Annotated in this window: 24 protein-coding genes and 1 tRNA gene; 22 read left to right on the forward strand and 3 right to left on the reverse strand. The window is 55.2% G+C overall.

Translation table 11 applies throughout. The annotated features are described in order from the left end of the window. The first annotated feature begins 3 nt into the window (after positions 1 to 3). Positions 4 to 79 (forward strand) — tRNA-Gly (locus RT644_RS03090). A 269-nt stretch (positions 80 to 348) separates the two neighbouring features. Here the strand turns inward: RT644_RS03090 and queG are convergent. After that, positions 349 to 1,488 (reverse strand): tRNA epoxyqueuosine(34) reductase QueG, encoded by a 1,140-nt coding sequence (gene queG, locus RT644_RS03095; RefSeq protein ID WP_313625610.1) that lies wholly within the window; start codon positions 1,486 to 1,488, stop codon positions 349 to 351. On the opposite strand from queG, the gene nnr reads away from it, so the two are divergent. From nnr to RT644_RS03195, 20 genes are all read left to right on the forward strand, one after another. Next, a complete protein-coding gene (gene nnr, locus RT644_RS03100) occupies positions 1,487 to 3,013 on the forward strand; it encodes a bifunctional ADP-dependent NAD(P)H-hydrate dehydratase/NAD(P)H-hydrate epimerase (protein WP_313625612.1) in 1,527 nt (508 codons plus the stop codon). The genes queG and nnr overlap by 2 nt on opposite strands. Then, entirely contained in the window at positions 3,006 to 3,467 is a 462-nt protein-coding gene (tsaE, locus tag RT644_RS03105; RefSeq protein ID WP_017459175.1) for a tRNA (adenosine(37)-N6)-threonylcarbamoyltransferase complex ATPase subunit type 1 TsaE, read from the forward strand. Before nnr ends, tsaE begins: the two co-directional genes overlap by 8 nt. A 16-nt stretch (positions 3,468 to 3,483) precedes the next feature. Continuing rightward, positions 3,484 to 4,812 (forward strand): N-acetylmuramoyl-L-alanine amidase AmiB, encoded by a 1,329-nt coding sequence (gene amiB, locus RT644_RS03110; protein ID WP_313625614.1) that lies wholly within the window; start codon positions 3,484 to 3,486, stop codon positions 4,810 to 4,812. A gap of 11 nt (positions 4,813 to 4,823) precedes the next feature. Next, positions 4,824 to 6,680, forward strand: coding sequence for a DNA mismatch repair endonuclease MutL (gene mutL, locus RT644_RS03115; protein ID WP_313625616.1), 1,857 nt, complete (start codon positions 4,824 to 4,826; stop codon positions 6,678 to 6,680). Beyond that, positions 6,673 to 7,623, forward strand: a complete 951-nt coding sequence (gene miaA, locus RT644_RS03120) for a tRNA (adenosine(37)-N6)-dimethylallyltransferase MiaA (protein WP_313625618.1) — start codon at positions 6,673 to 6,675, stop codon at positions 7,621 to 7,623. The genes mutL and miaA overlap by 8 nt, the downstream gene beginning before the upstream one ends. Positions 7,624 to 7,719: 96 nt before the next feature. After that, positions 7,720 to 8,025 (forward strand): RNA chaperone Hfq, encoded by a 306-nt coding sequence (gene hfq, locus RT644_RS03125; RefSeq protein ID WP_017459171.1) that lies wholly within the window; start codon positions 7,720 to 7,722, stop codon positions 8,023 to 8,025. Positions 8,026 to 8,100: 75 nt separating this feature from the next. Further along, positions 8,101 to 9,381, forward strand: a complete 1,281-nt coding sequence (gene hflX, locus RT644_RS03130; protein ID WP_020456230.1) for a ribosome rescue GTPase HflX — start codon at positions 8,101 to 8,103, stop codon at positions 9,379 to 9,381. A gap of 81 nt (positions 9,382 to 9,462) precedes the next feature. Beyond that, on the forward strand, positions 9,463 to 10,722 hold the full coding sequence (gene hflK / locus RT644_RS03135; protein WP_020456231.1) for an FtsH protease activity modulator HflK: 1,260 nt from the start codon (positions 9,463 to 9,465) through the stop codon (positions 10,720 to 10,722). A 2-nt stretch (positions 10,723 to 10,724) separates the two neighbouring features. After that, positions 10,725 to 11,729, forward strand: a complete 1,005-nt coding sequence (gene hflC / locus RT644_RS03140; RefSeq protein ID WP_020456232.1) for a protease modulator HflC — start codon at positions 10,725 to 10,727, stop codon at positions 11,727 to 11,729. A 72-nt stretch (positions 11,730 to 11,801) separates the two neighbouring features. After that, positions 11,802 to 11,999 (forward strand): DUF2065 domain-containing protein, encoded by a 198-nt coding sequence (locus RT644_RS03145; protein WP_017459167.1) that lies wholly within the window; start codon positions 11,802 to 11,804, stop codon positions 11,997 to 11,999. Between the two features lie 103 nt (positions 12,000 to 12,102). Then, positions 12,103 to 13,401: an adenylosuccinate synthase gene (gene purA / locus RT644_RS03150; RefSeq protein ID WP_017459166.1), complete on the forward strand. Its 1,299-nt coding sequence runs from the start codon at positions 12,103 to 12,105 to the stop codon at positions 13,399 to 13,401. A 151-nt stretch (positions 13,402 to 13,552) separates the two neighbouring features. Further along, complete coding sequence (gene nsrR / locus RT644_RS03155) at positions 13,553 to 13,978, forward strand: nitric oxide-sensing transcriptional repressor NsrR (protein ID WP_020456234.1); 426 nt, start codon at positions 13,553 to 13,555, stop codon at positions 13,976 to 13,978. 38 nt (positions 13,979 to 14,016) lie between these two features. After that, positions 14,017 to 16,452 carry a ribonuclease R gene (gene rnr, locus RT644_RS03160; protein WP_020456235.1) on the forward strand — a complete coding sequence of 812 codons (2,436 nt, stop codon included), beginning with the start codon at positions 14,017 to 14,019 and terminating at the stop codon, positions 16,450 to 16,452. A 472-nt stretch (positions 16,453 to 16,924) separates the two neighbouring features. Beyond that, positions 16,925 to 17,659, forward strand: coding sequence for a 23S rRNA (guanosine(2251)-2'-O)-methyltransferase RlmB (gene rlmB / locus RT644_RS03165; protein WP_045513728.1), 735 nt, complete (start codon positions 16,925 to 16,927; stop codon positions 17,657 to 17,659). 126 nt (positions 17,660 to 17,785) lie between these two features. Then, a complete protein-coding gene (locus tag RT644_RS03170) occupies positions 17,786 to 18,187 on the forward strand; it encodes a YjfI family protein (RefSeq protein WP_045513726.1) in 402 nt (133 codons plus the stop codon). Positions 18,188 to 18,207: 20 nt separating this feature from the next. Continuing rightward, complete coding sequence (locus RT644_RS03175; protein ID WP_020456238.1) at positions 18,208 to 18,906, forward strand: PspA/IM30 family protein; 699 nt, start codon at positions 18,208 to 18,210, stop codon at positions 18,904 to 18,906. Next, the gene (locus RT644_RS03180; RefSeq protein WP_020456239.1) at positions 18,906 to 19,565 is read left to right on the forward strand and encodes a DUF2491 family protein; all 660 of its coding nucleotides are present in this window, start codon (positions 18,906 to 18,908) and stop codon (positions 19,563 to 19,565) included. The genes RT644_RS03175 and RT644_RS03180 overlap by 1 nt, the downstream gene beginning before the upstream one ends. Before the next feature lie 14 nt (positions 19,566 to 19,579). Further along, entirely contained in the window at positions 19,580 to 19,978 is a 399-nt protein-coding gene (locus RT644_RS03185; RefSeq protein WP_020456240.1) for a DUF350 domain-containing protein, read from the forward strand. A 9-nt stretch (positions 19,979 to 19,987) separates the two neighbouring features. Beyond that, positions 19,988 to 20,614: a DUF1190 domain-containing protein gene (locus tag RT644_RS03190; RefSeq protein WP_020456241.1), complete on the forward strand. Its 627-nt coding sequence runs from the start codon at positions 19,988 to 19,990 to the stop codon at positions 20,612 to 20,614. Between the two features lie 2 nt (positions 20,615 to 20,616). Continuing rightward, the gene (locus tag RT644_RS03195) at positions 20,617 to 21,780 is read left to right on the forward strand and encodes a glutathionylspermidine synthase family protein (protein ID WP_020456242.1); all 1,164 of its coding nucleotides are present in this window, start codon (positions 20,617 to 20,619) and stop codon (positions 21,778 to 21,780) included. Between the two features lie 40 nt (positions 21,781 to 21,820). On the opposite strand, the gene RT644_RS03200 is transcribed toward RT644_RS03195, so the two are convergent. Then, positions 21,821 to 23,110: an MFS transporter gene (locus RT644_RS03200; RefSeq protein WP_313625626.1), complete on the reverse strand. Its 1,290-nt coding sequence runs from the start codon at positions 23,108 to 23,110 to the stop codon at positions 21,821 to 21,823. Between the two features lie 193 nt (positions 23,111 to 23,303). Between RT644_RS03200 and RT644_RS03205 the strand changes: the two genes are divergently transcribed. Continuing rightward, positions 23,304 to 24,923, forward strand: a complete 1,620-nt coding sequence (locus tag RT644_RS03205; protein WP_269232391.1) for an isovaleryl-CoA dehydrogenase — start codon at positions 23,304 to 23,306, stop codon at positions 24,921 to 24,923. Here RT644_RS03205 and RT644_RS03210 read toward each other — a convergent pair. Continuing rightward, the gene (locus RT644_RS03210; RefSeq protein WP_313625631.1) at positions 24,920 to 26,854 is read right to left on the reverse strand and encodes a methyl-accepting chemotaxis protein; all 1,935 of its coding nucleotides are present in this window, start codon (positions 26,852 to 26,854) and stop codon (positions 24,920 to 24,922) included. The genes RT644_RS03205 and RT644_RS03210 overlap by 4 nt on opposite strands. Positions 26,855 to 26,943 lie beyond the last annotated feature (89 nt).

Here is a 26,943-nt window from a genome sequence, read left to right on the forward strand (position 1 = left end):
TATGCGGGAATAGCTCAGTTGGTAGAGCACGACCTTGCCAAGGTCGGGGTCGCGAGTTCGAGTCTCGTTTCCCGCTCCAAATTTTCAAATCCAATAAATTATCCACAGCGGGTTTCCTCGTTGGGGATGTTTTTTATTGTCTTCGCTAAACGTTTGTGAACAGACTTATCCACAGGCGAGCCTTTCATTCGCAACACAACGATTACTTCGATAAGCAAACGATTTTCTTTTAATACGTTGAAAATAAATAAGAAAATAACATTTCAAACTGTTAACGCGATCGCTTGACGATTTTGTGAACGTTGAATCGTAATGTGTTTTTAATTTTATTCACAAGCTGTGGATGGCTCAGGCATCGCGTGGTAACCCTTTTTCAACCACCCGAACCAGCCGTTGTTTTTTCGACGTCTGGACTTCCACCACGCAGGCGTTACGCTTCTCAATTTGCTGCGCAATCGCCCACTGTATGTGTTCGTCGAGAAGTGGGTGCTCACCCAGACGTTGTTCCAGTGCCTGAATATTGGCAACGTCCCACGGCGCATTCCCCAGCGCGACGGCAATATTCCGCAGCCAGCGCAGATGACCAATACGGCGTATGGCCGAACCCTCAGTGATTTTCAAAAAATACGCCTCGGTCCAGCCGAACAGTTCAATCAACTCTGGAGCGTGCAGCGCTTTACGCGGGCTGAAATCCTCTTCTTCGGTTAACTGAGAGAAACGGTTCCACGGGCAGATCAACTGACAATCGTCACAGCCGTAGATACGGTTACCTATCAGCGGACGAAATTCTTCTGGGATAGCGCCTTCCAGCTCAATGGTGAGGTAAGAAATGCAGCGCCGGGCATCGATCGTATAGGGTTCAACAATTGCGCCGGTCGGGCAGATGGTCATGCAGGCCACACAGCGGCCACAGCCTTCTTCCACCGGTTGGTCGACGGGAAGCGGTAAATCGATCAATAACTCGCCAAGAAAAAAGAACGAGCCAGCGTCGCGGCTTAAGATAAGTGAGTGCTTACCTGTCCAGCCAAGCCCGGCTTTTTCCGCCAGCGGGCGCTCGAGAATGGGCGCAGAATCGACAAAAGGTCTAAAATTCAGCGAAGCACATTGCTGCTGGATCAGCTCGCCGAGCTTTTTTAACCGGTTGCGCAGCAGCTTATGGTAATCGCGGCCCAGCGCATAACGGCTGACATAGCCAAGCGTCGGGTTTTTCAACGTGCTGGCGAAGGCCGCTTGTGCGGGAAGGTAGTTCATTCGCACGCTGATAACGCGTAGCGTGCCGGGGAGAAGCTCGTGGGGGCGGGCGCGCATCATACCGTGACGCGCCATCCACTCCATCTCGCCGTGATATTGTTTATCCAGCCATGCCTGTAACGCAGGTTCGCTGGCGCTGAGATCGGTATCGGTAATACCGACCTGCTGAAAACCCAGTTCAGTGCCCCACTGTTTGATTTGTTGCGCTAAGTGATTGAGATCGAGGGGTTCTGACATGACGGACCATACAATGAAGAAAATCGCAGCAAGTATACCACACTCTGTCTGGCCTGCTGAGGACCTCAGACGCGCTGAAAAAGAGGCGGCGGATAGCCTTGGCATTACGCTTTATGAACTGATGCAGCGCGCGGGAGAAGCGGCGTTCAACATTGCGCGGGAACACTTTCCTGATGCGCGTTGCTGGCTTGTGCTTTGTGGCCACGGTAATAACGGTGGCGACGGTTATGTGGTGGCGCGTTTAGCCGCAGCGGCGGGGCTTTCCGTGACGCTGCTGGCGCTGGAAAGCAACAAACCGCTGCCGGAAGAGGCCGCGCAGGCGCGCGAGGCGTGGCTCAACGCGGGTGGCGAGATCCATGCGGCTGACGTTCTGTGGCCGGAACAGGTTGATCTCATAATTGATGGGCTGCTTGGTACCGGCCTTACCAGTGCGCCGCGCGATGATGTGGCGGCGCTGATTGATCATGCCAATGCGCACCCGGCTCCCGTGCTGGCGCTGGATATTCCCTCTGGCCTGAATGCGCAAACCGGCGCGGCCGCTGGTGCGGTGATGCAGGCGCGTCATACGGTGACGTTTATCGCCCTTAAACCCGGTTTGCTAACGGGCAAAGCGCGCGATGTGGTTGGTCAATTACATCACCATGCGTTGGGGCTTGACGCCTGGCTTTCAGGCCAGCAAACATCTCTTTCCCGTTTTGATGCAACCCTGCTTACCCAATGGTTTACGCCACGGCGGCCCACTTCGCATAAAGGTGATTTCGGGCGGCTGGTGATTATCGGTGGCGATCACGGAACGGCTGGCGCGGTGCGCATGGCGGGAGAAGCTGCGTTGCGCACAGGCGCTGGCCTGGTGCGGGTACTGACGCGTAGCGAGAATATTGCGCCCATTATTACCGCGCGCCCGGAACTGATGGTGCACGAACTCACCGCCGAGTCGCTGGATGAGAGCCTTGAATGGGCAGATGTGGTGGTCATTGGCCCCGGTCTTGGGCAACTGGAGTGGGGTAAAAAGGCGCTCCAGAAAGTGGAAAATTTTCGCAAACCGATGTTATGGGATGCGGATGCGCTGAACCTTCTGGCAATCAATCCCGATAAACGTCACAATCGCGTTCTGACGCCGCACCCCGGCGAAGCCGCTCGCCTGCTTAACTGTAGCGTGGCAGAAATTGAAAGCGACCGCTTACTTTCCGCGCGGCGTCTGGTAAAACGTTACGCAGGTGTTGTCGTGCTGAAAGGTGCGGGTACGGTTATCGCCAGCGACGATGGCGAAACGGGCATTATTGATGCCGGTAACGCCGGGATGGCAAGTGGCGGAATGGGCGATGTGCTGTCGGGCATTATCGGTTCGCTACTGGGGCAAAAATTGAGCCTGTATGACGCGGCCTGCGCCGGGTGTGTCGCACACGGCGCGGCGGCGGATCGCCTGGCGGTGCAGTACGGCCAGCGAGGCATGCTGGCAACCGATCTTTTTAGCACGCTGTTGCGTGTTGTTAACCCGGATGTAATTGAAACAGAAGATGATTAATCGAGTTATTCCTTTACCTGACGAGCAATCAACACTGGATCTCGGCAAGCGTGTGGCGCAGGCCTGCGACGGCGCGACAGTGATTTATTTATATGGCGATCTTGGTGCAGGTAAAACCACCTTTAGCCGGGGATTTCTGCAGGCTTTAGGCCATAACGGCAATGTCAAAAGCCCGACTTACACACTGGTTGAACCTTACACCCTCGATAAATTAATGGTGTATCACTTCGATTTGTACCGCCTTGCGGACCCGGAGGAGCTGGAATTTATGGGGATCCGTGATTATTTTGCCAACGATGCGATTTGTCTGGTCGAGTGGCCGCAACAAGGTGCGGGTGTACTGCCTGACCCGGATGTCGAAATCCATTTAGATTACCAGGCGCAGGGGCGTGAGGCGCGCATTAGCGCTGTATCCTCATCTGGCGATTCGTTACTGGCACGTATGGCCGGTTAACCGGAAGGATGACGGAATGATCTGTCGCGTGAAAAGTTGGTTGGCACTCGCGTTGTTACTGCTGTGTACACAGGTGAGTGCGGCGAGTTTAGCGGATATTCAGGTGTCGAATGGCGATAGCCAGGCGCGTATTACCTTCACTTTTATGGGCGATCCTGACTATTCGTTTTCGCAGCAGGGCAAGCGCAGCGTTGCGCTGGACATCAAGCAGACCGGCGTGATTCAGGGTCTGCCGCTGCAGTTCAGTGGCAATAATCTGGTGAGAAGCATTCGTGCCGGTACCGCACAGGACAACCAGTCGATTCGGCTGGTGGTGGATCTGACGCAGAACGGCAAAACCCGCGCGGTGAAACAGCAAAGCGGAGCGGGCTACACTGTCGTCTTTACTATTGATGCTGATGTTCCTCCGCCGCCACCGCCGCCAAAAGTGGTAGTGAAACGCGCAGAAACCCCGGCGGTTATGCCGCAACAAACGGCACCGGGGCGCAACCCGTTTAAAGGCGAAAACGATCGCATCACCAGCGTCACCAGCAGTAATACCATCACGCGTCCAGCGATGCAGTCGCGCGCGGTTTCTGGCGATAAAGTAGTGATTGCCATCGATGCCGGGCACGGCGGTCAGGACCCCGGCGCGATTGGCGCAGGGGGAACGCAGGAGAAAAACGTCACTATCTCTATCGCGCGGAAACTGCGGACGTTACTGAATGGTGACCCCATGTTCAAACCGGTGATGACTCGCGATGGCGATTACTTTATTTCGGTGATGGGCCGCTCCGACGTGGCGCGTAAGCAGAATGCAAACTTTCTGGTTTCGATCCATGCCGATGCCGCGCCTAACCGCGATGCAACCGGCGCTTCGGTATGGGTGCTGTCTAACCGCCGTGCAAACAGTGAAATGGCGGGCTGGCTGGAGCAGCATGAGAAACAATCCGAGCTGCTTGGCGGCGCGGGCGATGTGCTGGCAAATAGCCAGTCTGACCCTTATTTGAGCCAGGCGGTGCTGGATTTACAGTTCGGCCATTCGCAGCGCGTAGGCTATGATGTCGCCACCAGTATGCTCAGCCAGCTTCAGCGTATCGGTGCATTACATAAACGCCGCCCGGAACACGCCAGCCTTGGCGTTCTGCGCTCACCGGATATTCCGTCGGTGCTGGTCGAAACGGGCTTTATCAGTAACAGCAGCGAAGAGCGGCTACTGGGAAGCGATGCCTACCAGCAACAAATTGCCGAAGCGATTTACGGTGGGCTGCGTAACTATTTCCTCGCACATCCGTTGCAATCCTCGCCGCAGAGTGGCGGGCAAACCGCCAGTGCGGGCTCATCTGCTAACGGGCTGCTCAACTAAGGATTTATTTCATGCCGATACAGGTTCTACCGCCACAGCTTGCGAACCAGATCGCCGCGGGCGAAGTGGTTGAACGCCCTGCGTCGGTGGTGAAAGAGTTAGTGGAAAACAGCCTTGATGCTGGCGCAACGCGTATTGATATTGATATCGAGCGCGGCGGCGCGAAGTTAATTCGTATCCGTGATAACGGTGTCGGCATTAAAAAAGAGGAGCTGGCGCTGGCGCTGGCACGTCATGCCACCAGTAAAATTGCCTCTCTGGATGACCTGGAAGCGATTATCAGTCTTGGTTTTCGCGGCGAAGCGCTGGCGAGTATCAGCTCGGTTTCCCGTTTAACGTTGACTTCCCGTACAGCCGAACAGCAAGAAGCCTGGCAGGCTTACGCCGAAGGGCGCGAGATGGCGGTGACGGTGAAACCCGCTGCGCACCCGGTGGGCACGACGCTCGAAGTGCTGGATCTGTTTTACAACACGCCGGCGCGGCGCAAATTTATGCGCACGGAAAAAACCGAGTTCGGCCATATCGATGAAGTGATCCGCCGTATCGCACTGGCGCGTTTTGATGTCACCATTAACCTCAATCACAACGGTAAACTGGTGCGTCAGTACCGCGCGGTTGCTGAAGGGGGGCAGAAAGAGCGCCGCCTTGGCGCGATTTGCGGCACGGCATTTTTAGAGCAGGCGCTGGCCATTGAATGGCAGCATGGTGACCTAGCCCTGCGCGGCTGGGTGGCCGATCCCAAAAGTACCTCCAGCGCTTTCGCTGAAATCCAGTATTGCTATGTAAATGGCCGCATGATGCGCGACCGGCTGATAAACCACGCCATTCGCCAGGCATGTGAAGATAAGCTGGGCGCGGATCAGCAGCCTGCGTTTGTGCTTTATCTGGAAATCGATCCGCATCAAGTGGATGTGAATGTCCATCCGGCAAAACATGAAGTGCGCTTTCATCAGTCGCGCCTGGTACATGATTTTATCTACCAGGGCGTGTTAAGTGTGCTGCAACAGCAGATAGAAACACCGTTACCGCTTTCTGAAGAACCCGCGCCAAGAGCGCTGCCGGAAAACCGTGTCGCGGCAGGGCGTAACCAGTTTGCTGAACCGCTGGTCGCTCGCGAGCCGCCAGCACCGCGTGTTTCCACTCTTTCTTCTGGGGGAGCGCGTAGCAATACCGCAGGTGCTCAACCGTGGCCTAACGCTCAGCCGGGTTATCAGAAACAGCAGGGGACGCTCTATCGGCAATTGCTGGAAACCCCGGTTGTCGAACGTAAAAATGAAAACGTGGCGCCTGTCGCTCCGGCACTTGACGGGCACAGCCAGAGTTTTGGTCGCGTATTAACGCTTATTGCGCCGCATTTTGCGCTACTTGAGCGGGACGGAAAACTGGCACTACTGGCGCTGCCGGTTGCTGAACGCTGGCTGCGCCATGCGCAACTGTCGCCAGACCACGCGCCTGCCTGCGGTCAACCGTTATTGATTCCGGTGCGTTTAAAAATCTCTGCGCAAGAGAGCGCCGTATTGAAGCGTGCCCAGGCAGTGCTTGCGGAAATGGGCATCGAATTTATTCCCGATGGACAACACGTGACCATTCGCGCAGTGCCTTTACCCTTGCGCCAACAAAATTTACAAATCTTGATTCCCGCTCTGATAGGCTACCTGGCGCAGCAGACAAGCATTGATGCGGTGAATATTGCTCACTGGCTGGCGCGCCAGCTGGCGAGTGAGCATCCACAATGGAGTGTGGCGCAGGCGATAACCCTGCTTGCCGACGTTGAACGGCTTTGTCCGCATCTGGTGAAGACCCCGCCGGATGGTTTATTACAACCTGTTGATTTACAAAAGGCGATGAACGCCCTGAAAAATGAGTGAAGTGAGTAAGGCTGGCCTGCCGAAGGCTATTTTTTTGATGGGGCCCACGGCCTCCGGCAAAACCGCATTAGCCATTGAGCTTCGTAAAGTTTTGCCAGTAGAGTTGATAAGCGTAGATTCAGCCCTTATCTATCGGGGAATGAATATTGGTACCGCCAAGCCGAGCGCGGAAGAGTTACAGGCGGCGCCGCACCGGTTGTTGGATATTCTCGATCCGGCGGTAGCCTATTCCGCCGCTGATTTTCGCCGCGATGCGCTGGCGGAGATGAAAGAGATAACCGATGCAGGGCGAATTCCTCTGCTGGTGGGCGGTACGATGCTCTACTTTAAGGCGTTGCTGGAAGGGTTATCGCCTCTTCCGTCGGCAGACGCGCAAGTGCGAGCAGACATTGAAAAACAGGCGGCAGAGCGGGGATGGGAAGCGTTGCATCAGCAGTTGCGGGAGATCGATCCCGTTGCCGCAGCGCGGATTCATCCAAATGATCCGCAAAGGCTTTCCCGGGCACTGGAAGTTTTTTTCATTTCGGGTAAAACTTTAACGGATCTGACGCAAACGTCAGGAGACGCTCTGCCTTACCAGGTGCATCAGTTCGCCATCGCCCCGGCGAGCCGTGAACTGCTCCATCAACGAATCGAGCAGCGTTTTCATCAGATGTTGGCTTCAGGTTTTGAAGCAGAAGTGCGGGCGCTTTTTGCTCGTGGTGATTTGCATACGGATATGCCTTCCGTTCGTTGTGTGGGATACCGCCAGATGTGGTCATACATTGAAGGCGAAATTTCATACGATGAAATGGTTTATCGAGGTATTTGCGCGACGAGGCAGTTAGCCAAGCGGCAGATAACCTGGTTGCGGGGCTGGGATGGCGTTCACTGGTTAGAGAGTGAAAAGCCGGAAAAGTCTTACCGTGACGTGCTACAGGTTGTTAGTGCTATCGCAGGGTGAATGTGTACAATTAAGTCGTATGGCGCGCAAATTTTTACGCAGTTTTCAGAACTTACGAGTTCTAAGTACAAAACAAGCATATAAGGAAAAGATAGAATGGCTAAGGGGCAATCTTTACAAGATCCGTTCCTGAACGCACTGCGTCGGGAACGTGTTCCAGTTTCAATTTATTTGGTGAATGGTATTAAGCTGCAAGGGCAAATTGAGTCTTTCGATCAGTTCGTGATCCTGTTGAAAAACACGGTCAGTCAGATGGTCTATAAGCACGCGATTTCAACTGTTGTTCCATCTCGTCCGGTTTCTCATCACAGCAACAATGCCGGCGGCGGTACCAGCAGTAACTACCATCACGGTAGCAACGCGCAGGGCTCTGCACAGCAGGAAGGCGAAGAGACCGAATAAGGTTGACGGCTGATTTTCCAGATCGGGGAGCCAGTAAAGCTGTGTTCCCCGCTGGTATTTTATGAGGGTTTACGCTTGTTTGACCGTTATGACGCCGGTGAGCAGGCGGTACTGGTACACATCTATTTTTCGCAAGACAAAGATATGGAAGACCTCCAGGAGTTTGAATCTCTGGTCTCTTCCGCCGGTGTCGAAGCAATGCAGGTGATTACCGGTAGCCGTAAAGCACCGCATCCAAAATATTTTGTTGGTGAAGGTAAAGCAGTTGAAATTGCGGATGCCGTAAAATCTGCGGGCGCTTCTGTTGTGCTCTTTGATCATGCGCTAACCCCAGCCCAGGAACGTAACCTGGAGAGACTGTGCGAATGTCGAGTCATCGATCGCACCGGTCTGATATTAGATATTTTTGCCCAGCGTGCGCGTACGCATGAGGGTAAATTGCAAGTTGAGCTGGCGCAGTTGCGCCATCTGGCGACACGCCTTGTGCGTGGCTGGACCCACCTTGAACGACAAAAGGGCGGCATTGGTTTGCGCGGTCCGGGTGAAACCCAGCTCGAAACCGACCGTCGTTTGTTGCGTAATCGTATTACTCAGATCCTCTCGCGCCTCGAAAAGGTTGAAAAGCAGCGTGAACAGGGGCGTCGTTCCCGCACGAAAGCCGATATTCCAACGGTCTCGCTGGTGGGGTATACCAACGCCGGTAAATCCACGCTGTTTAACCAGATAACGGAAGCGCAGGTCTACGCGGCCGATCAGCTATTCGCCACCCTCGATCCGACGTTGCGTCGTATTGATGTCGCGGATGTCGGTGAAACGGTGCTGGCAGACACGGTAGGGTTTATTCGCCACTTGCCGCACGATTTGGTTGCCGCGTTTAAAGCAACCTTGCAGGAGACGCGCCAGGCGACGTTGTTACTGCATGTGATTGACGCCGCCGATGTGCGAGTACAGGAAAACATCGATGCAGTGAACACCGTGCTGGAAGAGATTGAGGCACACGATATCCCGACGCTGCTGGTGATGAACAAAATCGATATGCTGGACGATTTCGAACCGCGTATTGACCGGGATGAAGAGAACAAACCGATCCGTGTCTGGCTCTCCGCGCAGACAGGGGTTGGCGTACCACTGTTATTCCAGGCTTTGACTGAGCGTCTTGCGGGTGAAGTGGCGCAGCACACGCTGCGATTACCGCCGCAGGAAGGGCGTCTGAGAAGTCGGTTTCACCAGCTTCAGGCAATAGAAAAAGAGTGGATGGAAGACGATGGCAGCGTAGGTATGCAGGTGCGTATGCCGATCGTCGACTGGCGTCGACTCTGTAAACAAGAACCGGCACTCGAAGAGTACGTCGTTTGACCGGCAGCCTGAAGATTTTTCCCCTTTGGGGGTGCCCGCCAAAGGCCGGGTATACACCGCAAATAAATATGGAGCACATACATGGCGTGGAATCAGCCCGGTAACAACGGACAAGACCGCGACCCGTGGGGAAGCAGCAAACCAGGCGGCAACTCTGAGGGAAATGGAAACAAAGGCGGTCGCGATCAGGGGCCACCTGATCTGGATGATATTTTCCGTAAACTGAGTAAAAAACTCGGTGGCCTGGGCGGTGGTAAAAGCACCGGCGGCGGTAATCCGGGTTCTTCTGGCCCACGTGGTCAGGCGAGCGGGCGTATTGTGGGTATCGTTGCCGCAGCGGTCGTTATTATCTGGGCTGCAACCGGGTTCTACACCATTAAAGAAGCCGAGCGTGGCGTTGTGACCCGTTTGGGCAAGTTCAGCCATTTGGTTGAACCGGGTTTGAACTGGAAACCGAACTTTATCGATGAAGTGACGCCAGTAAACGTGGAATCCGTGCGTGAACTGGCGGCATCTGGCGTGATGCTGACGTCTGATGAAAACGTCGTGCGCGTTGAAATGAACGTGCAGTATCGCATTACCGATCCTGAGCGCTATCTGTTTAGCGTTACCAGCGCCGATGACAGCCTGCGTCAGGCAACGGACAGCGCGCTGCGTGGCGTCATCGGTAAATACACCATGGATCGTATTCTGACCGAAGGCCGTACCGTTATTCGTAGCGATACCCAGCGCGAACTGGAAGAAACCATTCGCCCGTATAACATGGGGATTACCCTGCTGGACGTTAACTTCCAGGCCGCTCGTCCGCCGGAAGAGGTGAAAGCCGCGTTTGATGATGCGATTGCCGCCCGTGAAAACGAGCAGCAGTACATCCGTGAAGCCGAAGCTTACACTAACGAAGTTCAGCCGCGTGCGAACGGTCAGGCGCAGCGTATTCTCGAAGAGGCGCGTGCGTATAAAACGCAAACCATCCTGGAAGCCCAGGGTGAAGTGGCGCGCTTTGCTAAGATCCTGCCGGAATATAAAGCCGCGCCGGAAATTACCCGCGAGCGTCTGTATATCGAAACCATGGAAAAAGTGCTGAGCCATACCCGCAAAGTGCTGGTTAACGATAAAGGCGGCAACCTGATGGTGCTGCCGCTGGATCAGATGCTGAAAGGGGGTAACGCCGCTCCTGCAGCAAAGAGTGACAACAGTGGTGCGAACAACTTGCTGCGTTTGCCGCCAGCGTCAAGCTCCAGTAGCAGCGCTAACAGCGCCCCCGCAACGTCTGCGGGAGATATCATGGACCAACGCCGCGTTAACGCGCAGCGTAACGACTACCAGCGTCAGGGGGAATAACGATGCGTAAGTCAGTTATCGCGATCATCATCATCGTGCTGGTAGTGCTCTACACCTCTATCTTTGTAGTGAAAGAAGGCGAGCGTGGTATCTCGCTGCGCTTTGGTAAAGTGCTGCGTGATGATGAAAACAAGCCGTTGGTTTATGCGCCGGGCCTGCATTTCAAACTGCCGTTTATTGAGTCGGTTAAGCTGCTTGATGCACGTATCCAGACCATGGATAACCAGGCAGATCGCTTTGTGACCAAAGAGAAAAAAGATCTGATCGTCGACTCCTACATCAAGTGGCGTATCAGCGATTTCAGCCGTTACTATCTGGCGACCGGCGGCGGTGACGTCTCCCAGGCAGAGGTGCTGCTGAAACGTAAGTTCTCTGACCGTCTGCGTTCTGAAATCGGTCGTCTGGACGTGAAAGACATCGTTACCGATTCTCGTGGCCGTTTGACGCTCGAAGTGCGCGATGCGCTGAACTCGGGTTCTGCCGGTACAGAAGACGAAGTGTCGACGCCTGCTGCCGATGATGCCATCGCGAAAGCGGCTGAGCGCGTTCAGGCTGAAACCAATGGTAAAGTGCCGGTTATCAACCCGAACAGTATGGCGGCGTTAGGTATTGAAGTGGTTGATGTGCGTATTAAGCAAATCAACCTGCCGACTGAAGTGTCGGATGCGATTTACAACCGTATGCGCGCCGAGCGTGAAGCGGTTGCCCGTCGTCATCGTTCACAGGGTCAGGAAGAAGCGGAAAAACTGCGTGCCGCAGCGGATTACGAAGTGACCAAAACGCTGGCAGAATCTGAGCGTCAGGGGCGTATCCTGCGCGGTGAGGGTGATGCTGAAGCGGCGAAGCTGTTTGCTGATGCATTCAGTCAGGATCCGGACTTCTATGCCTTTATCCGTAGCCTGCGTGCCTATGAAAGCAGCTTCCAGAGCAACCAGGATGTGATGGTGCTTAGCCCGGATAGCGATTTCTTCCGTTATATGAAGACGCCGACTTCCGCGACTCGTTAAGATAACCTGCGATTTTCATCGTAAAAACCACCGCCTTCTCCGGCGGTGGTTTTGTGTTTATAAGGATCAGCAATGAATTCGACAATCTGGCTCGCTCTGGCGCTGGTGTTGGTACTGGAAGGGCTTGGGCCGATGCTTTATCCGCGAGCATGGAGGCGTATGATTGCTTCTCTAAGCCTGCTGCCGGACCATCTTTTGCGTCGATTTGGCGGTGGGCTTGTGGTCGCGGGAGTGGTTATCTACTACATGTTGAGGAAAACGATTGGCTGACGAAATTGAGGCGTTCTTTGGGCATTTTTGCACAGAAAAAGTGCTGAATCTGAAAAAAAGCGGTGGTAGAATCCATTTTTAAGCAAACGGTGATTTTGAAAAAATGGGTAACAACGTCGTCGTACTGGGCACCCAATGGGGTGACGAAGGTAAAGGGAAGATTGTTGATCTTCTGACTGAACGGGCTAAATATGTTGTACGCTACCAGGGCGGTCACAACGCAGGCCATACTCTCGTAATCAACGGTGAAAAAACCGTCCTCCATCTTATTCCATCAGGCATTCTTCGCGAAAACGTCACCAGCATCATCGGTAACGGCGTTGTGCTGTCTCCCGCTGCGCTGATGAAAGAGATGAAAGAACTGGAAGACCGTGGTATCCCGGTTCGCGAACGTCTGCTGCTCTCTGAAGCATGTCCGTTAATCCTTGATTATCATGTGGCGCTGGACGTGGCGCGTGAAAAAGCGCGCGGCGCGAAAGCTATCGGTACTACCGGTCGCGGTATCGGCCCGGCGTACGAAGATAAAGTCGCTCGTCGCGGTCTGCGCGTTGGCGATCTGTTCGATAAAGCCACTTTCGCCGATAAACTGAAAGAAGTGATGGAGTATCACAACTTCCAGCTGGTGAATTTCTACAAAGTGGAAGCGGTTGACTACCAGAAAGTGCTGGACGATGTGATGGCAATTGCCGACATCCTGACCGCAATGGTGGTGGACGTTTCCGATCTGCTGGATCAGGCGCGTAAACGCGGCGACTTCGTGATGTTCGAAGGCGCGCAGGGGACGTTGCTGGATATCGATCACGGCACCTATCCGTACGTGACCTCCTCCAATACCACCGCTGGTGGTGTAGCGACGGGTTCCGGCCTTGGCCCGCGTTACGTGGATTACGTGCTCGGCATCATTAAAGCTTACTCCACGCGTGTAGGCGCGGGTCCGTTCCCGACCGAGCTGTTCGACGATATCGGTGAGTTTCTCTGCAAGCAGGGTAACGAATATGGCGCCACTACGGGTCGCCGTCGTCGTACCGGCTGGCTGGACGCGGTTGCTGTACGTCGCGCAGTGCAGATCAACTCCCTGTCTGGCTTCTGCCTGACCAAGCTGGACGTGCTGGATGGTCTGAAAGAGGTGAAAATCTGCGTTGCTTACCGCATGCCGGATGGCCGCGAAGTCACCACTACGCCGCTGGCGGCTGACAACTGGGAAGGTATCGAGCCGATTTACGAAACCATGCCTGGCTGGTCTGAATCGACCTTTGGTGTCAAAGATCGCAGCGGTCTGCCGCAGGCTGCGCTGAATTACATCAAACGCATTGAAGAACTTACCGGCGTGCCGATCGACATTATCTCCACCGGTCCGGATCGTACTGAAACCATGATTCTGCGCGATCCGTTCGACGCATAATGTGGTTTAAGGGCGCGTAAATCGCGCCCTTTTTCTTCGCTTTTTTCACCCTTCCGTTCAAATAAATTAGCGACCTGACAGGTGGCTGGTTTATCATCAATAGTGTCAATACCTGCGGGTATCTCATCTTTTTCCCTTTTATGAGGTTGATGTGCAGTTAACAAGCTTTACCGATTACGGTTTGCGCGCCCTGATTTACATGGCGTCGCTGCCGGCAGGACAAATGACCAGCATTACTGAAGTTACAGAAACGTATGGCGTGTCCCGTAATCATATGGTCAAGATAATCAATCAGCTGAGCCGTGAAGGCTACGTCGCGGCCGTCCGTGGGAAAAACGGTGGGATCCGGCTGGGGAAACCCGCGCAGGATATTCGTATTGGTGATGTTGTCCGCTCGCTGGAGCCGCTGGCGCTGGTCAATTGCAGCAGCGAGTTTTGCCATATTACCAGTGCCTGTCGCCTGAAAAAGGCGCTTGCCAAAGCAGTGCAAAGTTTTCTTAAGGAGCTGGATAACTACACGCTGGCCGATTTGGTTGAAGAGAATCAACCGCTTTACAAATTATTGCTGGTGGAATGACGAAAATTTCCACCAGAGCTGACAACGGAGGAACCGCAATGTCACAAGATCCTTTCCTCGAACGCGAATCTGAAAAATATACCAACCCCATTCCCAGCCGCGAATTCATCCTCGATCACTTAGCCAAACGCGAAAAACCAGCCAGCCGGGATGAACTGGCGATCGAACTCAATATCGAAGGTGAAGAGCAACAAGAAGCGCTGCGCCGCCGTCTGCGCGCTATGGAGCGCGACGGGCAATTAGTCTTTACCCGCCGTCAGTGCTACGCCTTACCGGAACGTCTCGATCTGCTCAAAGGCGTGGTGATTGGTCACCGCGACGGCTATGGTTTTCTGCGCGTTGAAGGCCGCAAAGACGATCTTTATCTCTCCAGCGAGCAGATGAAAATGTGTATTCACGGCGATCAGGTGCTGGCGCAACCGCTGGGCGCGGATCGTAAAGGCCGCCGCGAAGCGCGTATCGTACGCGTGCTGGTGCCGAAAACCGGGCAGATCGTTGGCCGCTACTTTACCGACGCAGGTGTCGGTTTTGTCGTGCCGGATGATAGCCGCATGAGTTTCGACATTCTTATCCCGCCTGAAGAGATTATGGGCGCGCGCATGGGCTTTGTGGTGGTCGTTGAGCTGACGCAGCGTCCAACCCGCCGCACGAAAGCGATTGGTAAAATTGTCGAAGTGCTCGGCGACAACATGGGTACCGGCATGGCGGTCGACATGGCGCTGCGCACCCATGAAATTCCGTACCAGTGGCCGCCAGAAGTAGAAAAACAGGTCGCCGGGCTGAAAGAGCAAGTACCGGAAGAGGCCAAAGTCGGGCGTGTAGATTTACGCGATCTGCCGCTGGTGACCATTGATGGCGAAGATGCCCGCGACTTCGATGATGCCGTTTACTGCGAGAAGAAACGCGGCGGTGGCTGGCGCTTGTGGGTAGCGATTGCCGATGTGAGCTATTACGTGCGTCACGGCACCGCGCTTGATAACGAAGCCCGTAACCGTGGCACATCGGTTTACTTTCCATCGCAAGTAGTGCCGATGCTGCCGGAAGTGCTGTCAAACGGCCTGTGCTCGCTGAACCCGCAAGTGGATCGCCTGTGCATGGTCTGTGAAATGACCGTCTCCTCAAAAGGGCGCTTAACCGGCTTTAAATTCTACGAAGCAGTGATGAGCTCCCACGCACGTCTGACCTACACCAAAGTGTGGCATATGTTGCAGGGCGATCAGGAACTGCGTGAGCAGTACGCGCCGCTGGTGAAACACATCGAAGAGCTGCATAACCTGTATAAAGTGCTCGATCAGGCGCGCGCTGAGCGCGGCGGCATCTCGTTTGAGAGCGAAGAAGCGAAGTTTATCTTCAACGCCGAGCGCCGCATTGAGCGTATTGAGCAGACTCAGCGTAACGATGCGCACAAACTGATTGAAGAGTGCATGATCCTCGCCAACATCTCCGCAGCACGTTTTGTGGAGAAAGCCGACGAGCCGGCGCTGTTCCGTATTCACGATAAACCGACCAACGATGCGATCACCGCGTTCCGCTCCGTGCTTGCCGAGCTGGGGCTGGAGCTGCCGGGCGGCAATAAACCGGAGCCGCGCGATTACGCCGAGCTGCTGGAATCGATTGCCGATCGCCCGGATCACGAAATGCTGCAAACCATGCTGCTGCGCTCGATGAAACAGGCGATCTACGATCCGGAAAACCGCGGTCACTTCGGCCTGGCGCTGCAATCTTATGCGCACTTCACTTCACCGATTCGCCGCTACCCGGACTTATCACTGCACCGCGCCATTAAATATTTACTGGCGAAAGAGCAGGGGCTGAAGGGCAACAGCACCGAAACTGGCGGCTGGCACTACAGCATGGAAGAGGTGCTGCAACTGGGTCAGCACTGTTCGATGACCGAACGCCGCGCCGATGAAGCCACTCGTGATGTTTCGGACTGGCTGAAATGCGACTTTATGCAGGATCAGGTCGGCAACACCTTCCCGGGCGTTATCGCCAGCGTTACCGGCTTCGGTTTCTTCGTGCGGCTCGACGATCTGTTTATCGATGGGCTGGTGCATGTCTCTTCGCTGGACAACGACTACTACCGCTTCGATCAGATCGGTCAGCGCCTGATTGGCGAATCCGGCGGACAGACGTATCGCCTCGGCGATCGGGTGCAGGTAAAAGTCGAAGCGGTCAACATGGATGAGCGCAAGATCGACTTCTCGCTGATCTCCAGTGAGCGCAGCCCGCGTAACGTGGGGAAAACCGAGCGTGAAAGAGCGAAAAAAGGTTCGGCAGGCAAAAACGGCTCTGCGAAAAAGCCGCCGCGTCGCCAGATGGGTAAAAAAGTGAATTTCGAGCCAGACAGCGCCTTCCGTGGTGAAGGTGGAAAAGGCAAAGCGAAAAAAGCCAAAAAACCGTCGGCGAAAACGCAGAAAATCGCCGCCGCGACCAAAGCGAAACGCGCGGCGAAAAAGAAAGCCGCCCAGTAATACCAGCAAAGCCCTTCCCGTGAAGGGTTTTTTTCTGCGTCACTTATTCAATACTCCACGGGTTGTTATCTTTTCTGAGCGGTTTACACCGATATTGGTGCGCGTATAAAACAGCCCTGGAAAATCGCCGCATTAGCTCAGTACGATTATCTGCCAGCCTGTTTTATCTCATTCGTCCTCCGGCATTTACCCGCTGCGTCATTAACTGAAGTGATGCATCACATCGCCACTCAACCTTTCGTGGTTTCCGGGAAACGCTGTTCAACAGTTACCGGGCAAAAGCGAAACCATTCCCTTTGCGCGGGCGAAACATCACGGTGCAGCGAAATTCCGCACTCCATACCATGTTCGGCAAAGCGGCAACTGAGCCCGCGGAGGTACTTTCTGCAGCGCGTGTCGGTTATAATGAGCGCAAGTGATGAGTGTCACGGCCCACATAACGCGGCGAAACCGCCCCAAATGAGTACCATCAATGAGTGAAATGATTTACGGCATCCATGCGGTGCAGGCCCTGCTGGAGCGCGCCCCGGAGCGTTTTCAGGAAGTGTTTATTCTGAAAGGCCGCGAGGACAAACGTCTGCTGCCGCTGATCCACGCGCTGGAAGCGCAGGGCGTGGTGATCCAGGTGGCGAACCGCCAGTATCTGGATGAAAAAAGCGAAGGCGCGGTGCACCAGGGGATCATTGCACGCGTGAAACCGGGGCGTCAGTACCAGGAAAACGATCTGCCGGATCTGATCGCCAGCCTCGAGCAACCCTTCTTTTTGATCCTCGATGGCGTCACCGATCCGCACAACCTGGGGGCCTGTTTGCGTAGCGCAGACGCGGCGGGTGTGCATGCGGTGATCGTGCCGAAGGACAAATCCGCGCAGCTGAATGCCACGGCGAAAAAAGTCGCCTGCGGCGCGGCAGAGAGCGTACCGTTGATCCGCGTGACCAACCTGGCGCGCACCATGCGCCTGTTGCAGGAAGAGAATATCTGGATTGTCGGCACAGCGGGCGAAGCCGATCACACCCTGTTCCAGAGCAAAATGACCGGGCGCATGGCGCTGGTCATGGGCGCGGAAGGTGAAGGTATGCGCCGCCTGACGCGTGAGCACTGTGATGAGCTGATCAGCATTCCGATGGCGGGCAGCGTGTCGTCGCTCAACGTCTCGGTCGCCACCGGCATCTGCTTGTTTGAAGCGGTGCGCCAGCGCGCGCTTTAAACTTCCAGCGCACGGTAAAACCACCCTTATTCGGGTGGTTTTTTTTGCCCTGAACACTGGTAGAATTTGCCGGCAGATATTTTCTCTTTTTACTTTTATTGCGATGGAATAATCAGGGTATAAATGATGGCATGGACTGTAGAGACACTTGGCGCGGCATTATTGCAATCATCGACGCTTACGTTAAATATCCAACACGAAGCTGATGCGTTAATTATTAAACTGGATGACTACGGCGATTTGCAATTAAATCTGTTGCTCACTTCCCGGCAGATAATTATTGAAACCTATATTTGTCCTTTAAGTGAAATTAAACAACAGGACGCTTTTAACGCCTTCCTGCTGCGCAATCAAAAACTTTTACCTTTATCGTCCGTTGGCATCTCGCCTGTCGGCGGGGAAGAGTATTATGTCGCCTTCGGCGCGCTGTCGCTTAACTCCTCGCTCGACGATATCCTGCTGGAAATCTCCACGCTTGCGCAAAACGCGCTGGATCTTGCTGAACTAACCGATGATTTTACCCAATAACATTGTCAGGGAGTGGTGGTATGGGAATTTTAAAAAGCCTGTTTACGCTGGGTAAATCCTTTATTGCTCAGGCGGAAGAGTCGATTGAAGAGACGCAGGGTGTGCGCATGCTGGAGCAACATATTCGCGACGCGCGCGCTGAGCTGGATAAAGCGGGTAAATCCCGCGTCGACCTGCTGGCGCGCGTTAAGTTGAGCAACGACAAACTCAACGATTTGCGTGAGCGCAAAGCCAGCCTTGAAGCCCGCGCGCTGGAAGCGATGGCGAAAAATGTGGATGCCGGTTTGCTGAATGAAGTCGCCAGCGAAATCGCCCGTCTGGAAAATACCATTGCGGCGGAAGAACAAGTGCTGGCGAATCTTGAAACGTCGCGCGATGCCGTTGAAAAAGCGGTAACCGCCACGGCGCAACGTATTGAGCAGTTTGAGCAGCAACTGGAAGTGATTAAAGCCACCGATGCGATGCAGCGCGCGCAACAGGCTGTCACTACCTCCACCGTGGGCGCGTCCAACAATGTGGCCACGGCGGCAGAGTCCCTGAAACGCCTGCAGGCACGTCAGGCTGAACGCCAGGCCCGACTGGATGCGGCAACGCAGCTTGAAAAAGTGGCTGACGGACGCGATCTCGACGAAAAACTGGCGCAGGCCGGTATTGGCGGCAGCGATAAAACTTCGGCGCAGGATGTGCTGGCGCGTCTGCAACAGCAACAGAAACCGTGATGCTCTCTTTTCTGAAAAACCTGCTGGGGCGGCCTGATGCGGCGGCCCCGGTAAGAGGTCCGCTTGGGTTGCATCTGCACGCGGGTTTCACCATTGATACGCTGCTGTTTCGCCTGTGCGAAGAGGATTTGCTGGTTCAGCTTCCCGGCGAAGAGTACACCATTGGCGCGTGCGGGTCGTTCGATCTCGGCGCCGGATGCATGATTCATCGCTACTACACAACGGGCGATGAGTTCCTGCAAATCAGCACTTCGGGCGGTCTGGAAACGCACAATATCGATGACATCAAACTGTTTGTGTATGAAGAGAGCGCGGGGGTTTCCGGCGAAAAAGCCTGGCGCGATATGTTGAGCGCAAACGCGATGGGCAAACCCGTGCTCCGCTGGCGGGATTGCCAGTGGCAGCGCGTGTTTAACGCGGAAGAGCGGGGCGATATCGAACCGGTCTATACGCTGGAAACCGTCAACAACCACGCTGGCGCAAGCTGGGAAGTGCACAACTTTATGATGGCGTACCAGCGCGAAGTCACCGCTGACGTGTTCGAATATTTGCTGTTAAACGGCGAAGAGACCTTTAATGCGCAAAACCAGCCGGAGTGGATCTACTCGCGCGCGCTGGGCGTGGATATTCCGCTGACATCATTAAAGGTCATTGGTTAATTATGGGAGTAGATATGCATATTCTCGGATCGCTGCTGGCGTTTTGCTCTTATTTTTTTATTGGCATTGCGATGGTGCTCTGTTTTCTTTTCGTTTATACGCGCATTACCCCGCACGATGAATGGCGATTAATTAAAGAGAATAATGTCGCCGCATCGTTAGCGTTTAGTGGTTCTCTGCTGGGCTATATTATTCCGCTTTCCAGCGCGGCGATTAACTCGGTGAGTATTCCGGATTATTTAATCTGGGGTGTTATTGCGCTGGTGGTGCAGTTACTTGTTTACGGCGGTGTGCGTCTGTATATGCCGAAACTGAGCGACAAAATAATTAACAGTAATACTGCCGCCGGGTTATTTATGGGTGCGGCGGCACTGGCGGGCGGGATTTTTAATGCCGCCTGCATGACGTGGTAATGGAACATCATGGCCAGAAAGAGAGCAAATCGGCAAAGAAATCCTATTCTTTCGCCTGCGCAGAGCCGCGCCCAGCGGCCCATTTTCACCCAGCCGAAAGAGCGTAAAAGCGGGCAATACCTGACGCTGGCGATTATGGGCGGCGCCGCCTTTTTTGCTTTAAAAGGCTGCAACGATCATAAAGACGATAACGACGGTGACGGGGTTTATTACACCTCGCAGCAGGATTGCGTTGACGACGGTAACGCTGCGCAGGTGTGTAACGATGCGTGGAATAACGCACGCATGAACTTCGAGCAAGAGATCCCGCGTAATATGTCGCAACCGTATTGCGTGCAGCAATACGATAATTGCTACTACGACAATATTGGCCAGCGCTGGATGCCAGTGCTCAGCGGTTTTCTGTTAAGCCAGGCCGTGCGCAAAGACCGGGATGAGCAATACAGCTACAGCAGCGGCGGCAGTTACTACGCTTCCCGCCCGGTGTGGCGCAACCGCGACGGAGATTACAGCTGGCGCTCCGGTGGAAGCAGCAGCGCGAGCAACCATTATGGTTACACCACCAAAAAGGCGACCACTTCATCACGTGGCGGTTTCGGGCGCTCTTCCAGCGCGCGCGGAAGCTGGGGAGGCTAACGATGCTGCGTCATGATGTTGCTGTGCGCCCGGATCTTGAGCGGATCGCCCGCGACCACGGCTTTGACTTCCATATCATTGATAACGAAGTCTACTGGGATGAGAGCCGCGCTTACCGTTTTACGCTGCGCCAGATTGAAGAGCAGATTGAAAAGCCGACCGCCGAACTGCATCAAATGTGCCTTGAGGTAGTCGATCGCGCCGTGGCGGACGAGGCGATCCTTCGCCAGCTCGCGATCCCGCCGTTGTACTGGGATGCGATTGCCGCAAGCTGGCGCAACCGCGATCCGTCGCTCTACGGGCGAATGGATTTTGTCTGGTGCGGCAAAGACCCGGTGAAGTTGCTCGAATATAACGCTGATACGCCAACCTCGCTGTACGAATCCGCCTACTTCCAGTGGCTGTGGATGGAGGATGCGCGGCGTAACGGTACGCTCCCACGCGATGCCGATCAGTACAACGCGATTCAGGACAAGTTGATTGCCCGTTTCGCCGAGATCCAGAGTCGTCACCCGCTCTATTTTTGCTGCTGCAAAGGAACCGAGGAAGATCGTGGCACAGTGCTCTACCTGGAGGATTGCGCCCGCCAGGCCGGACTCGATACGCGGTTTATTTATATCGAAGACGTTGGGCTGGGGCTGGGCGGTGTATTGACGGATCTGGATGATAATGTCATTCGCCAGGCGTTTAAGCTCTATCCGCTTGAGTGGATGATGCGCGACGAAAACGGCCCCTTGTTGTGTAAACGCCGCGAACAGTGGCTGGAACCGTTGTGGAAAAGCGTGCTCAGCAATAAGGGGCTACTGCCGCTGCTGTGGCGTTTCTTCCCCCATCATCCGAACCTGCTGCCCGCCTGGTTTGATGGGGAAAAGCCGCAAATCGCGGCGGGTGCCAGCTACGTGCGCAAGCCGCTGTTTTCCCGCGAAGGGGGCAATGTCACCCTTTTCGACGGGGCGCACAACGTGATTGACCATGAAGAGGGCGATTACGGCGAAGAACCGATGATCTACCAGGCTTTTCAGCCGCTGCCGCGCTTTGGCGACAGCTACACGCTGATTGGCAGTTGGGTGGTAGACGATGAAGCGGTCGGCATGGGCATCCGCGAAGATTGCACCTTGATTACCAAAGATACCTCGCGGTTTGTACCGCACTACATCGCCGGGTAATGCACCGCCCGGCAAGCGCAACGCGGCCGGGCAACGAACGTTACTCCTCAAGCGAGCGCAAATGGTCATCTTTTTTGAGCGTCATCAGCGCCACAATGCTGACTAACGCCGTTGCCATCACGTAATAGGCCGGGATATCGACATTTCCTGTCTCTTTGATAAGACCGGTGATGATTAACCCCGCGCAGCCGGAAAACAGCGCGTTCGACAGCGAATACGCCAGACCCAGCCCGGTATAACGCACGCGGGTTGGAAACATCTCCGCAAGCATCGCCGGGCCAGGTCCTGCCAGCATACCGACCAGACCGCCCGCTACCAGTACCACCACGGCTTTTATCGCCAGCGTGCTTGATTCCGCCTGCAGGATTTTCAGCAGCGGCAGCGCCAGGATCAGCAGCAGCGCGGTGGCAATCACCATCACCGTACGACGCCCGATGCGATCGCTCAGGATGCCGGAGGGAATGATCGTCACCGCAAAGCCAATATTGGATATCACCGCAATCAGCAGCGCCTGGTTAAAGCCAGTATGCAGCGCCGACTGTAAATACGCAGGCATGATCACAAGGTAGGTATAACCGGCGGCGGACCACACCATCACCCGGCCAATCCCCATGATGATGGCTTTGAACGTGTCGCTCAGCCGGGCGTGTTCGGTAACAGGATGCGCCTGCTGTTGCACAAAACTTGGCGTCTCCTCCATGCTCACCCGCAACCACAGCGCGACAACGCCCATCGGCAGCGCAAGGAAGAAGGGGATGCGCCAGCCCCAGTCATGCAACGCCTCTGGCGTCAGCAACACGGAAAGCAGCGCCACAATACCGGCACCTGCCAGCAGCCCCAGCGCCACGGTAAACGATTGCCATGCGCCATACAGCCCGCGTTTGCCGCGCGGCGCGAACTCCGTCATTAGCGATACCGCGCCACCGTATTCGCCCCCGGCAAACAGCCCCTGCAAAATGCGTAAACCGGTAATAATGAGCGGTGCGGCGATGCCAATGCTGGCATACACCGGGACCAGACCAATTGCGGCGGTAGCGAGCGTCATCATCACCAGCACGATAATCAGCGTCGGCTTGCGGCCAATCCGGTCACCGATACGCCCGAACACCATTGCGCCAAGTGGGCGGAAGAAAAAGGCGACGGCAAAGGAGGCATAAGTCAGGATCAGACTGGTGAGTCCCGTTTCGCCCGAGAGTTGAAAGAAGTTTTTCGCAATTACGGTGGCGAGAAAGCCGTAGACCGCGAATTCGTACCACTCGATAAAGTTGCCGATCGAGCCGGCAATCAAAGCGCGTTTGTGCGCATTCGGTGCGTGTTGGGAAGCTGGCATCAGGATTCTCTTTGGCAAGGTGAGAATAAATTATTCATCAGTAATCGCATTCATGAAATATATTATTCTTATATTGTGTGAGCCGTTTCACGAATGATTACCGTCAAATTGCGGCCTTGTGAGCCTACTCCCATGCAGCGTTAGCGCGGGCTGTCCATACTTATCTTCATTGCCATTGAAGGAGGGAGACACGATGCACTGGCAGACGCATACCGTTTTTAACCAACCCATTCCGTTAAAAAACAGCAACCTTTTTCTTTCCGATCGCCCTTTGTGCGAGGCGGTGATGCGCGAAGGCGCGGCGTGGGACGCCGAGCTGCTCGCCAGCATTGGCCAACAATTGGGCGCGGCGGAATCGCTGGAGCTGGGAAGATTAGCTAACGCCAATCCCCCGGAGCTGCTGCGTTATGACACCACCGGCGAGCGGCTGGATGATGTCCGTTTTCACCCGGCATGGCATCTGTTGATGCAGGGGCTGTGCGCCAACCGGGTGCATAACCTGGCCTGGGAAGAGGAGGCGCGCGTCGGTTCTTTTGTCGCGCGGGCGGCGCGGTTTGTGCTGCACGCCCAGGTTGAATCCGGCACCTTGTGCCCCATCACCATGACTTTCGCGGCCACGCCGCTGCTGCAACAGGCCTTGCCGATGCCTTTTCATGACTGGTTAAAACCGCTGTTGAGTGACCGTTACGATCCTCATTTAGCGCCGGGTAATCAGAAACGCGGCCTGCTGATTGGTATGGGAATGACCGAAAAACAGGGCGGAACGGATGTACTGAGCAATACCACCCGAGCGGAAAAAAGCGGGGATGAATACCGGCTGGTGGGACATAAATGGTTCTTTTCCGTACCGCAAAGTGATGCGCATCTGGTGCTGGCACAGGCCAAAGGCGGGCTCTCCTGCTTTTTTGTACCGCGCTTTCTGCCTGGCGGTCAGCGTAACGGCGTGCGGCTTGAGCGTCTGAAAGAGAAACTCGGCAACCGTTCTAATGCCAGTAGCGAAGCGGAGTTTTGCGATGCCAGCGGCTGGCTGCTTGGCGAAGAGGGCGACGGCGTGCGGCAGATCCTCAAAATGGGTGGGCTGACGCGCTTTGATTGCGCGCTGGGAAGCCATGGGCTGATGCGCCGTGCCTTTTCGGTGGCGCTCTATCACGCACACCGGCGTCAGGCGTTTGGTAAAAACCTGGTCGATCAGCCGCTGATGCGTCACGTGCTGAGCAGGATGGCGCTGGAACTGGAGGGGCAAACCACCATGCTGTTTCGCCTCGCCCGCGCATGGGACAGCCGCCGCAATGAGCAAGACGCGCTCTTTGCGCGTCTGTTTACTCCGGTGGCGAAATTTGCGGTCTGTAAGGGCGGGATCCCGTTTGTCGCCGAAGCGATGGAAGTGCTTGGCGGTATCGGCTATTGCGAGGAGAGCGAGTTACCGCGCTTGTATCGCGAAATGCCGGTCAATAGCATCTGGGAAGGTTCCGGCAACGTCATGTGCCTGGATGTGCTGCGTGTGCTGGGTAAACAGCCGGGGATAGTGGATTTGCTCAGTGATGATTTTGCGACGGTGAAAGGGCAGGATCGCCATTTTGATCGCGCATGGCGACAGCTTCAGCAGCGGCTACGCAGACCGGATGAAGCGCAGGGAAGGGAGATAACGCAACTGCTTTGGCGGCTGGGAACAGGAGCGCAAATGCTGCGCCACGCATCGCCGCCGATCGCACAGGCGTGGTGCCAGATGATGCTGGATACCCGTGGCACGTCGCCGATTGGCGAGCAGGTGCAAAATGACCTGCTGCTACGCGCCACGGGGGCAGCAAATTAATCCATCTTCAGGCGGAACAGGCTTACCAGCTCGCTCAGGTGTGCGCCTTTTTCCCGCAACGTACGGGCCGTCTCCTCGCTTTGCGAAACGCGCCCGGCGTTGACGTGCGTGGCGTCGCCGATGTGCGTCATCGCCAGGTTAACCTGGTTGATGCCCGCTGATTGCTCGTGGGAGGCATGGTTAATTTCATGCACCAGTTGGTTGATCTGATCCATGTGGCTGATGATCGTTTGCATGGCAACGCGCGTGGCTTCTGACTGGGAATGTCCTTCGCTCACCTTTTTCAGCGTGTCACCAATCAGCGCTTCAATCTCTTTCACCGCGTTGGCGCTGCGCGCCGCCAGGGCGCGAACTTCCTGGGCAACCACGGCAAAACCTTTACCATGTTCACCTGCGCGCGCGGCTTCTACTGCGGCGTTGAGCGCCAGGATATTGGTCTGGAAAGCGATGGATTCAATCACATGGGTAATGTCGGCAATGCGCTGTGATGCTGCGCGAATGTCTTCCATTGTCGCCACGGAGTGATCGACGGTTTTCCCGCCTTTTTGCACCGCGTCGGTGGTTTCATTCACCAGGCTTTGCGTTTGTTCCATGTTGGCAGCGTTTTGCTGCACGGTGGCGGCAAGCTGCTCCATGCTGGCGGAGGTCTCTTCCACACTGCTGGCTTGCTTGTTGATCTGCTCGCTGATTTCGCCGCTGTCGGCGGCCAGCGCGTTGGTGCCGAGGTTAATTTCGGCGGCAGATTCGCGCACCTGCAACACAATCTTGTGCAGCCCGTCGCCAATGCCGTTAATGGCTTCGATCAACTGCCCGACTTCATCATGACGATCCACCACGAGAGTGGCGCGCAAATCGCCTGCCGAATATTGCTGAGCGAGTTCGATAACATTACGCAGCGGGCGGCTGAGCCAGCGGCGAATAATCACCACAAACAGCGCGGCAAACAGCAGGGAAACCACGATACCAGCCAGCAGGAACTGGTTACGCATGGTGGTGACATCGCGCAGCAGTACGGCTTTGTCGACTTCGCCAACCACTGTCCAGTTCCAGCCGGGCAGCACGGTGTAGGACATCAGCAATGTGCGGCCGTCTGCGCTCTGGCGCGCCAGCGTACCGCTGCTGTTTGTCAGCAAGGTTTGTAGATCTTTTTCATCCCACTGCGGGCGTTTGCCTTCGTCGGTATCGTGGAACAGATAGTTGCCGTAATTCTTGCCCTGGTTGCGATCAAGCACGAAGAAATGGCCGCTTTCACCCAGCTTACGACCGAGGATCTTATTGCGCATCACCTCCCACGAACGGGAGATATCAACGCCAACAAACAGAATGGCAATGGTGTTGCCGCTGGCGTCTTTTACCGGTTGGTATTGGGTGATATAGCGTTTGCCAAACAGCAGCGCCAGCCCGCGATAGACTTCACCTTTCATTACCGGCGCAAAAGCCGGGCTGGCTTTATCCAGCTTTGTGCCGATGGCGCGATCGCCGTTCTCTTTGCGCAGTGATGTTGCGACACGCACAAAGTCGTCACCGCTGCGCACGAATAGCGTCGCGATAGCGCTGGTTCGGTTGAGGAAATCGTCCGGGATAGCGTTGTTGTTATGCAGTTCAGTATCGCCGCCTTTGAAGAGCGGCACATCGATACCGTTAATCTCGCGGCGCTGCTGTGAATCAACCGCGAGCGGCTGTGGCAGAAAACTGCTGAACAAGCGCGTGTAGCTCTCCACCTCATCACTGAGACTACTGTTGAACATTTCAACCATATCCACTACCCCGGTAGACTGGCTGTGCAGGTCTTCCATGGCCAGCGTTTCCAGCTGTTGGCTGGCTTTATTGCTCATCAGAAAAGTGAATAAGAGGAAAAGCGTTGCAACGCTTGCGCCAGTCAGAAGTGACAATTTTGCACCGAGGCCGGTGCGGCGAAAAAAGGCGCTCATAATTTGTCCGTTGTTCTGTGTATGAGGCTCCTTCAACGGCACAATTGCGATAACATTTAGTTTGTCAATGTAACAAAATGTTACATCGA

Source organism: Kosakonia sp., assembly GCF_032104925.1.
Classification (GTDB): Bacteria; Pseudomonadota; Gammaproteobacteria; order Enterobacterales; family Enterobacteriaceae; genus Kosakonia.

Coding starts and splice junctions, on each gene's coding strand:
- RT644_RS03195 (WP_020456242.1), top strand. CDS start 20,617: ATGCTGCGTCATGATGTTGCTGTGCGCCCGGATCTTGAGCGGATCGCC.
- RT644_RS03175 (WP_020456238.1), top strand. CDS start 18,208: ATGGGAATTTTAAAAAGCCTGTTTACGCTGGGTAAATCCTTTATTGCT.
- RT644_RS03200 (WP_313625626.1), bottom strand. CDS start 23,110: ATGCCAGCTTCCCAACACGCACCGAATGCGCACAAACGCGCTTTGATT.
- hflC (WP_020456232.1), top strand. CDS start 10,725: ATGCGTAAGTCAGTTATCGCGATCATCATCATCGTGCTGGTAGTGCTC.
- amiB (WP_313625614.1), top strand. CDS start 3,484: ATGATCTGTCGCGTGAAAAGTTGGTTGGCACTCGCGTTGTTACTGCTG.
- RT644_RS03145 (WP_017459167.1), top strand. CDS start 11,802: ATGAATTCGACAATCTGGCTCGCTCTGGCGCTGGTGTTGGTACTGGAA.
- RT644_RS03190 (WP_020456241.1), top strand. CDS start 19,988: ATGGCCAGAAAGAGAGCAAATCGGCAAAGAAATCCTATTCTTTCGCCT.
- RT644_RS03180 (WP_020456239.1), top strand. CDS start 18,906: ATGCTCTCTTTTCTGAAAAACCTGCTGGGGCGGCCTGATGCGGCGGCC.
- tsaE (WP_017459175.1), top strand. CDS start 3,006: ATGATTAATCGAGTTATTCCTTTACCTGACGAGCAATCAACACTGGAT.
- queG (WP_313625610.1), bottom strand. CDS start 1,488: ATGTCAGAACCCCTCGATCTCAATCACTTAGCGCAACAAATCAAACAG.
- RT644_RS03205 (WP_269232391.1), top strand. CDS start 23,304: ATGCACTGGCAGACGCATACCGTTTTTAACCAACCCATTCCGTTAAAA.
- rnr (WP_020456235.1), top strand. CDS start 14,017: ATGTCACAAGATCCTTTCCTCGAACGCGAATCTGAAAAATATACCAAC.
- purA (WP_017459166.1), top strand. CDS start 12,103: ATGGGTAACAACGTCGTCGTACTGGGCACCCAATGGGGTGACGAAGGT.
- RT644_RS03170 (WP_045513726.1), top strand. CDS start 17,786: ATGGCATGGACTGTAGAGACACTTGGCGCGGCATTATTGCAATCATCG.
- hfq (WP_017459171.1), top strand. CDS start 7,720: ATGGCTAAGGGGCAATCTTTACAAGATCCGTTCCTGAACGCACTGCGT.
- miaA (WP_313625618.1), top strand. CDS start 6,673: ATGAGTGAAGTGAGTAAGGCTGGCCTGCCGAAGGCTATTTTTTTGATG.
- rlmB (WP_045513728.1), top strand. CDS start 16,925: ATGAGTGAAATGATTTACGGCATCCATGCGGTGCAGGCCCTGCTGGAG.
- RT644_RS03210 (WP_313625631.1), bottom strand. CDS start 26,854: ATGAGCGCCTTTTTTCGCCGCACCGGCCTCGGTGCAAAATTGTCACTT.
- nnr (WP_313625612.1), top strand. CDS start 1,487: ATGACGGACCATACAATGAAGAAAATCGCAGCAAGTATACCACACTCT.
- hflK (WP_020456231.1), top strand. CDS start 9,463: ATGGCGTGGAATCAGCCCGGTAACAACGGACAAGACCGCGACCCGTGG.
- RT644_RS03185 (WP_020456240.1), top strand. CDS start 19,580: ATGCATATTCTCGGATCGCTGCTGGCGTTTTGCTCTTATTTTTTTATT.
- mutL (WP_313625616.1), top strand. CDS start 4,824: ATGCCGATACAGGTTCTACCGCCACAGCTTGCGAACCAGATCGCCGCG.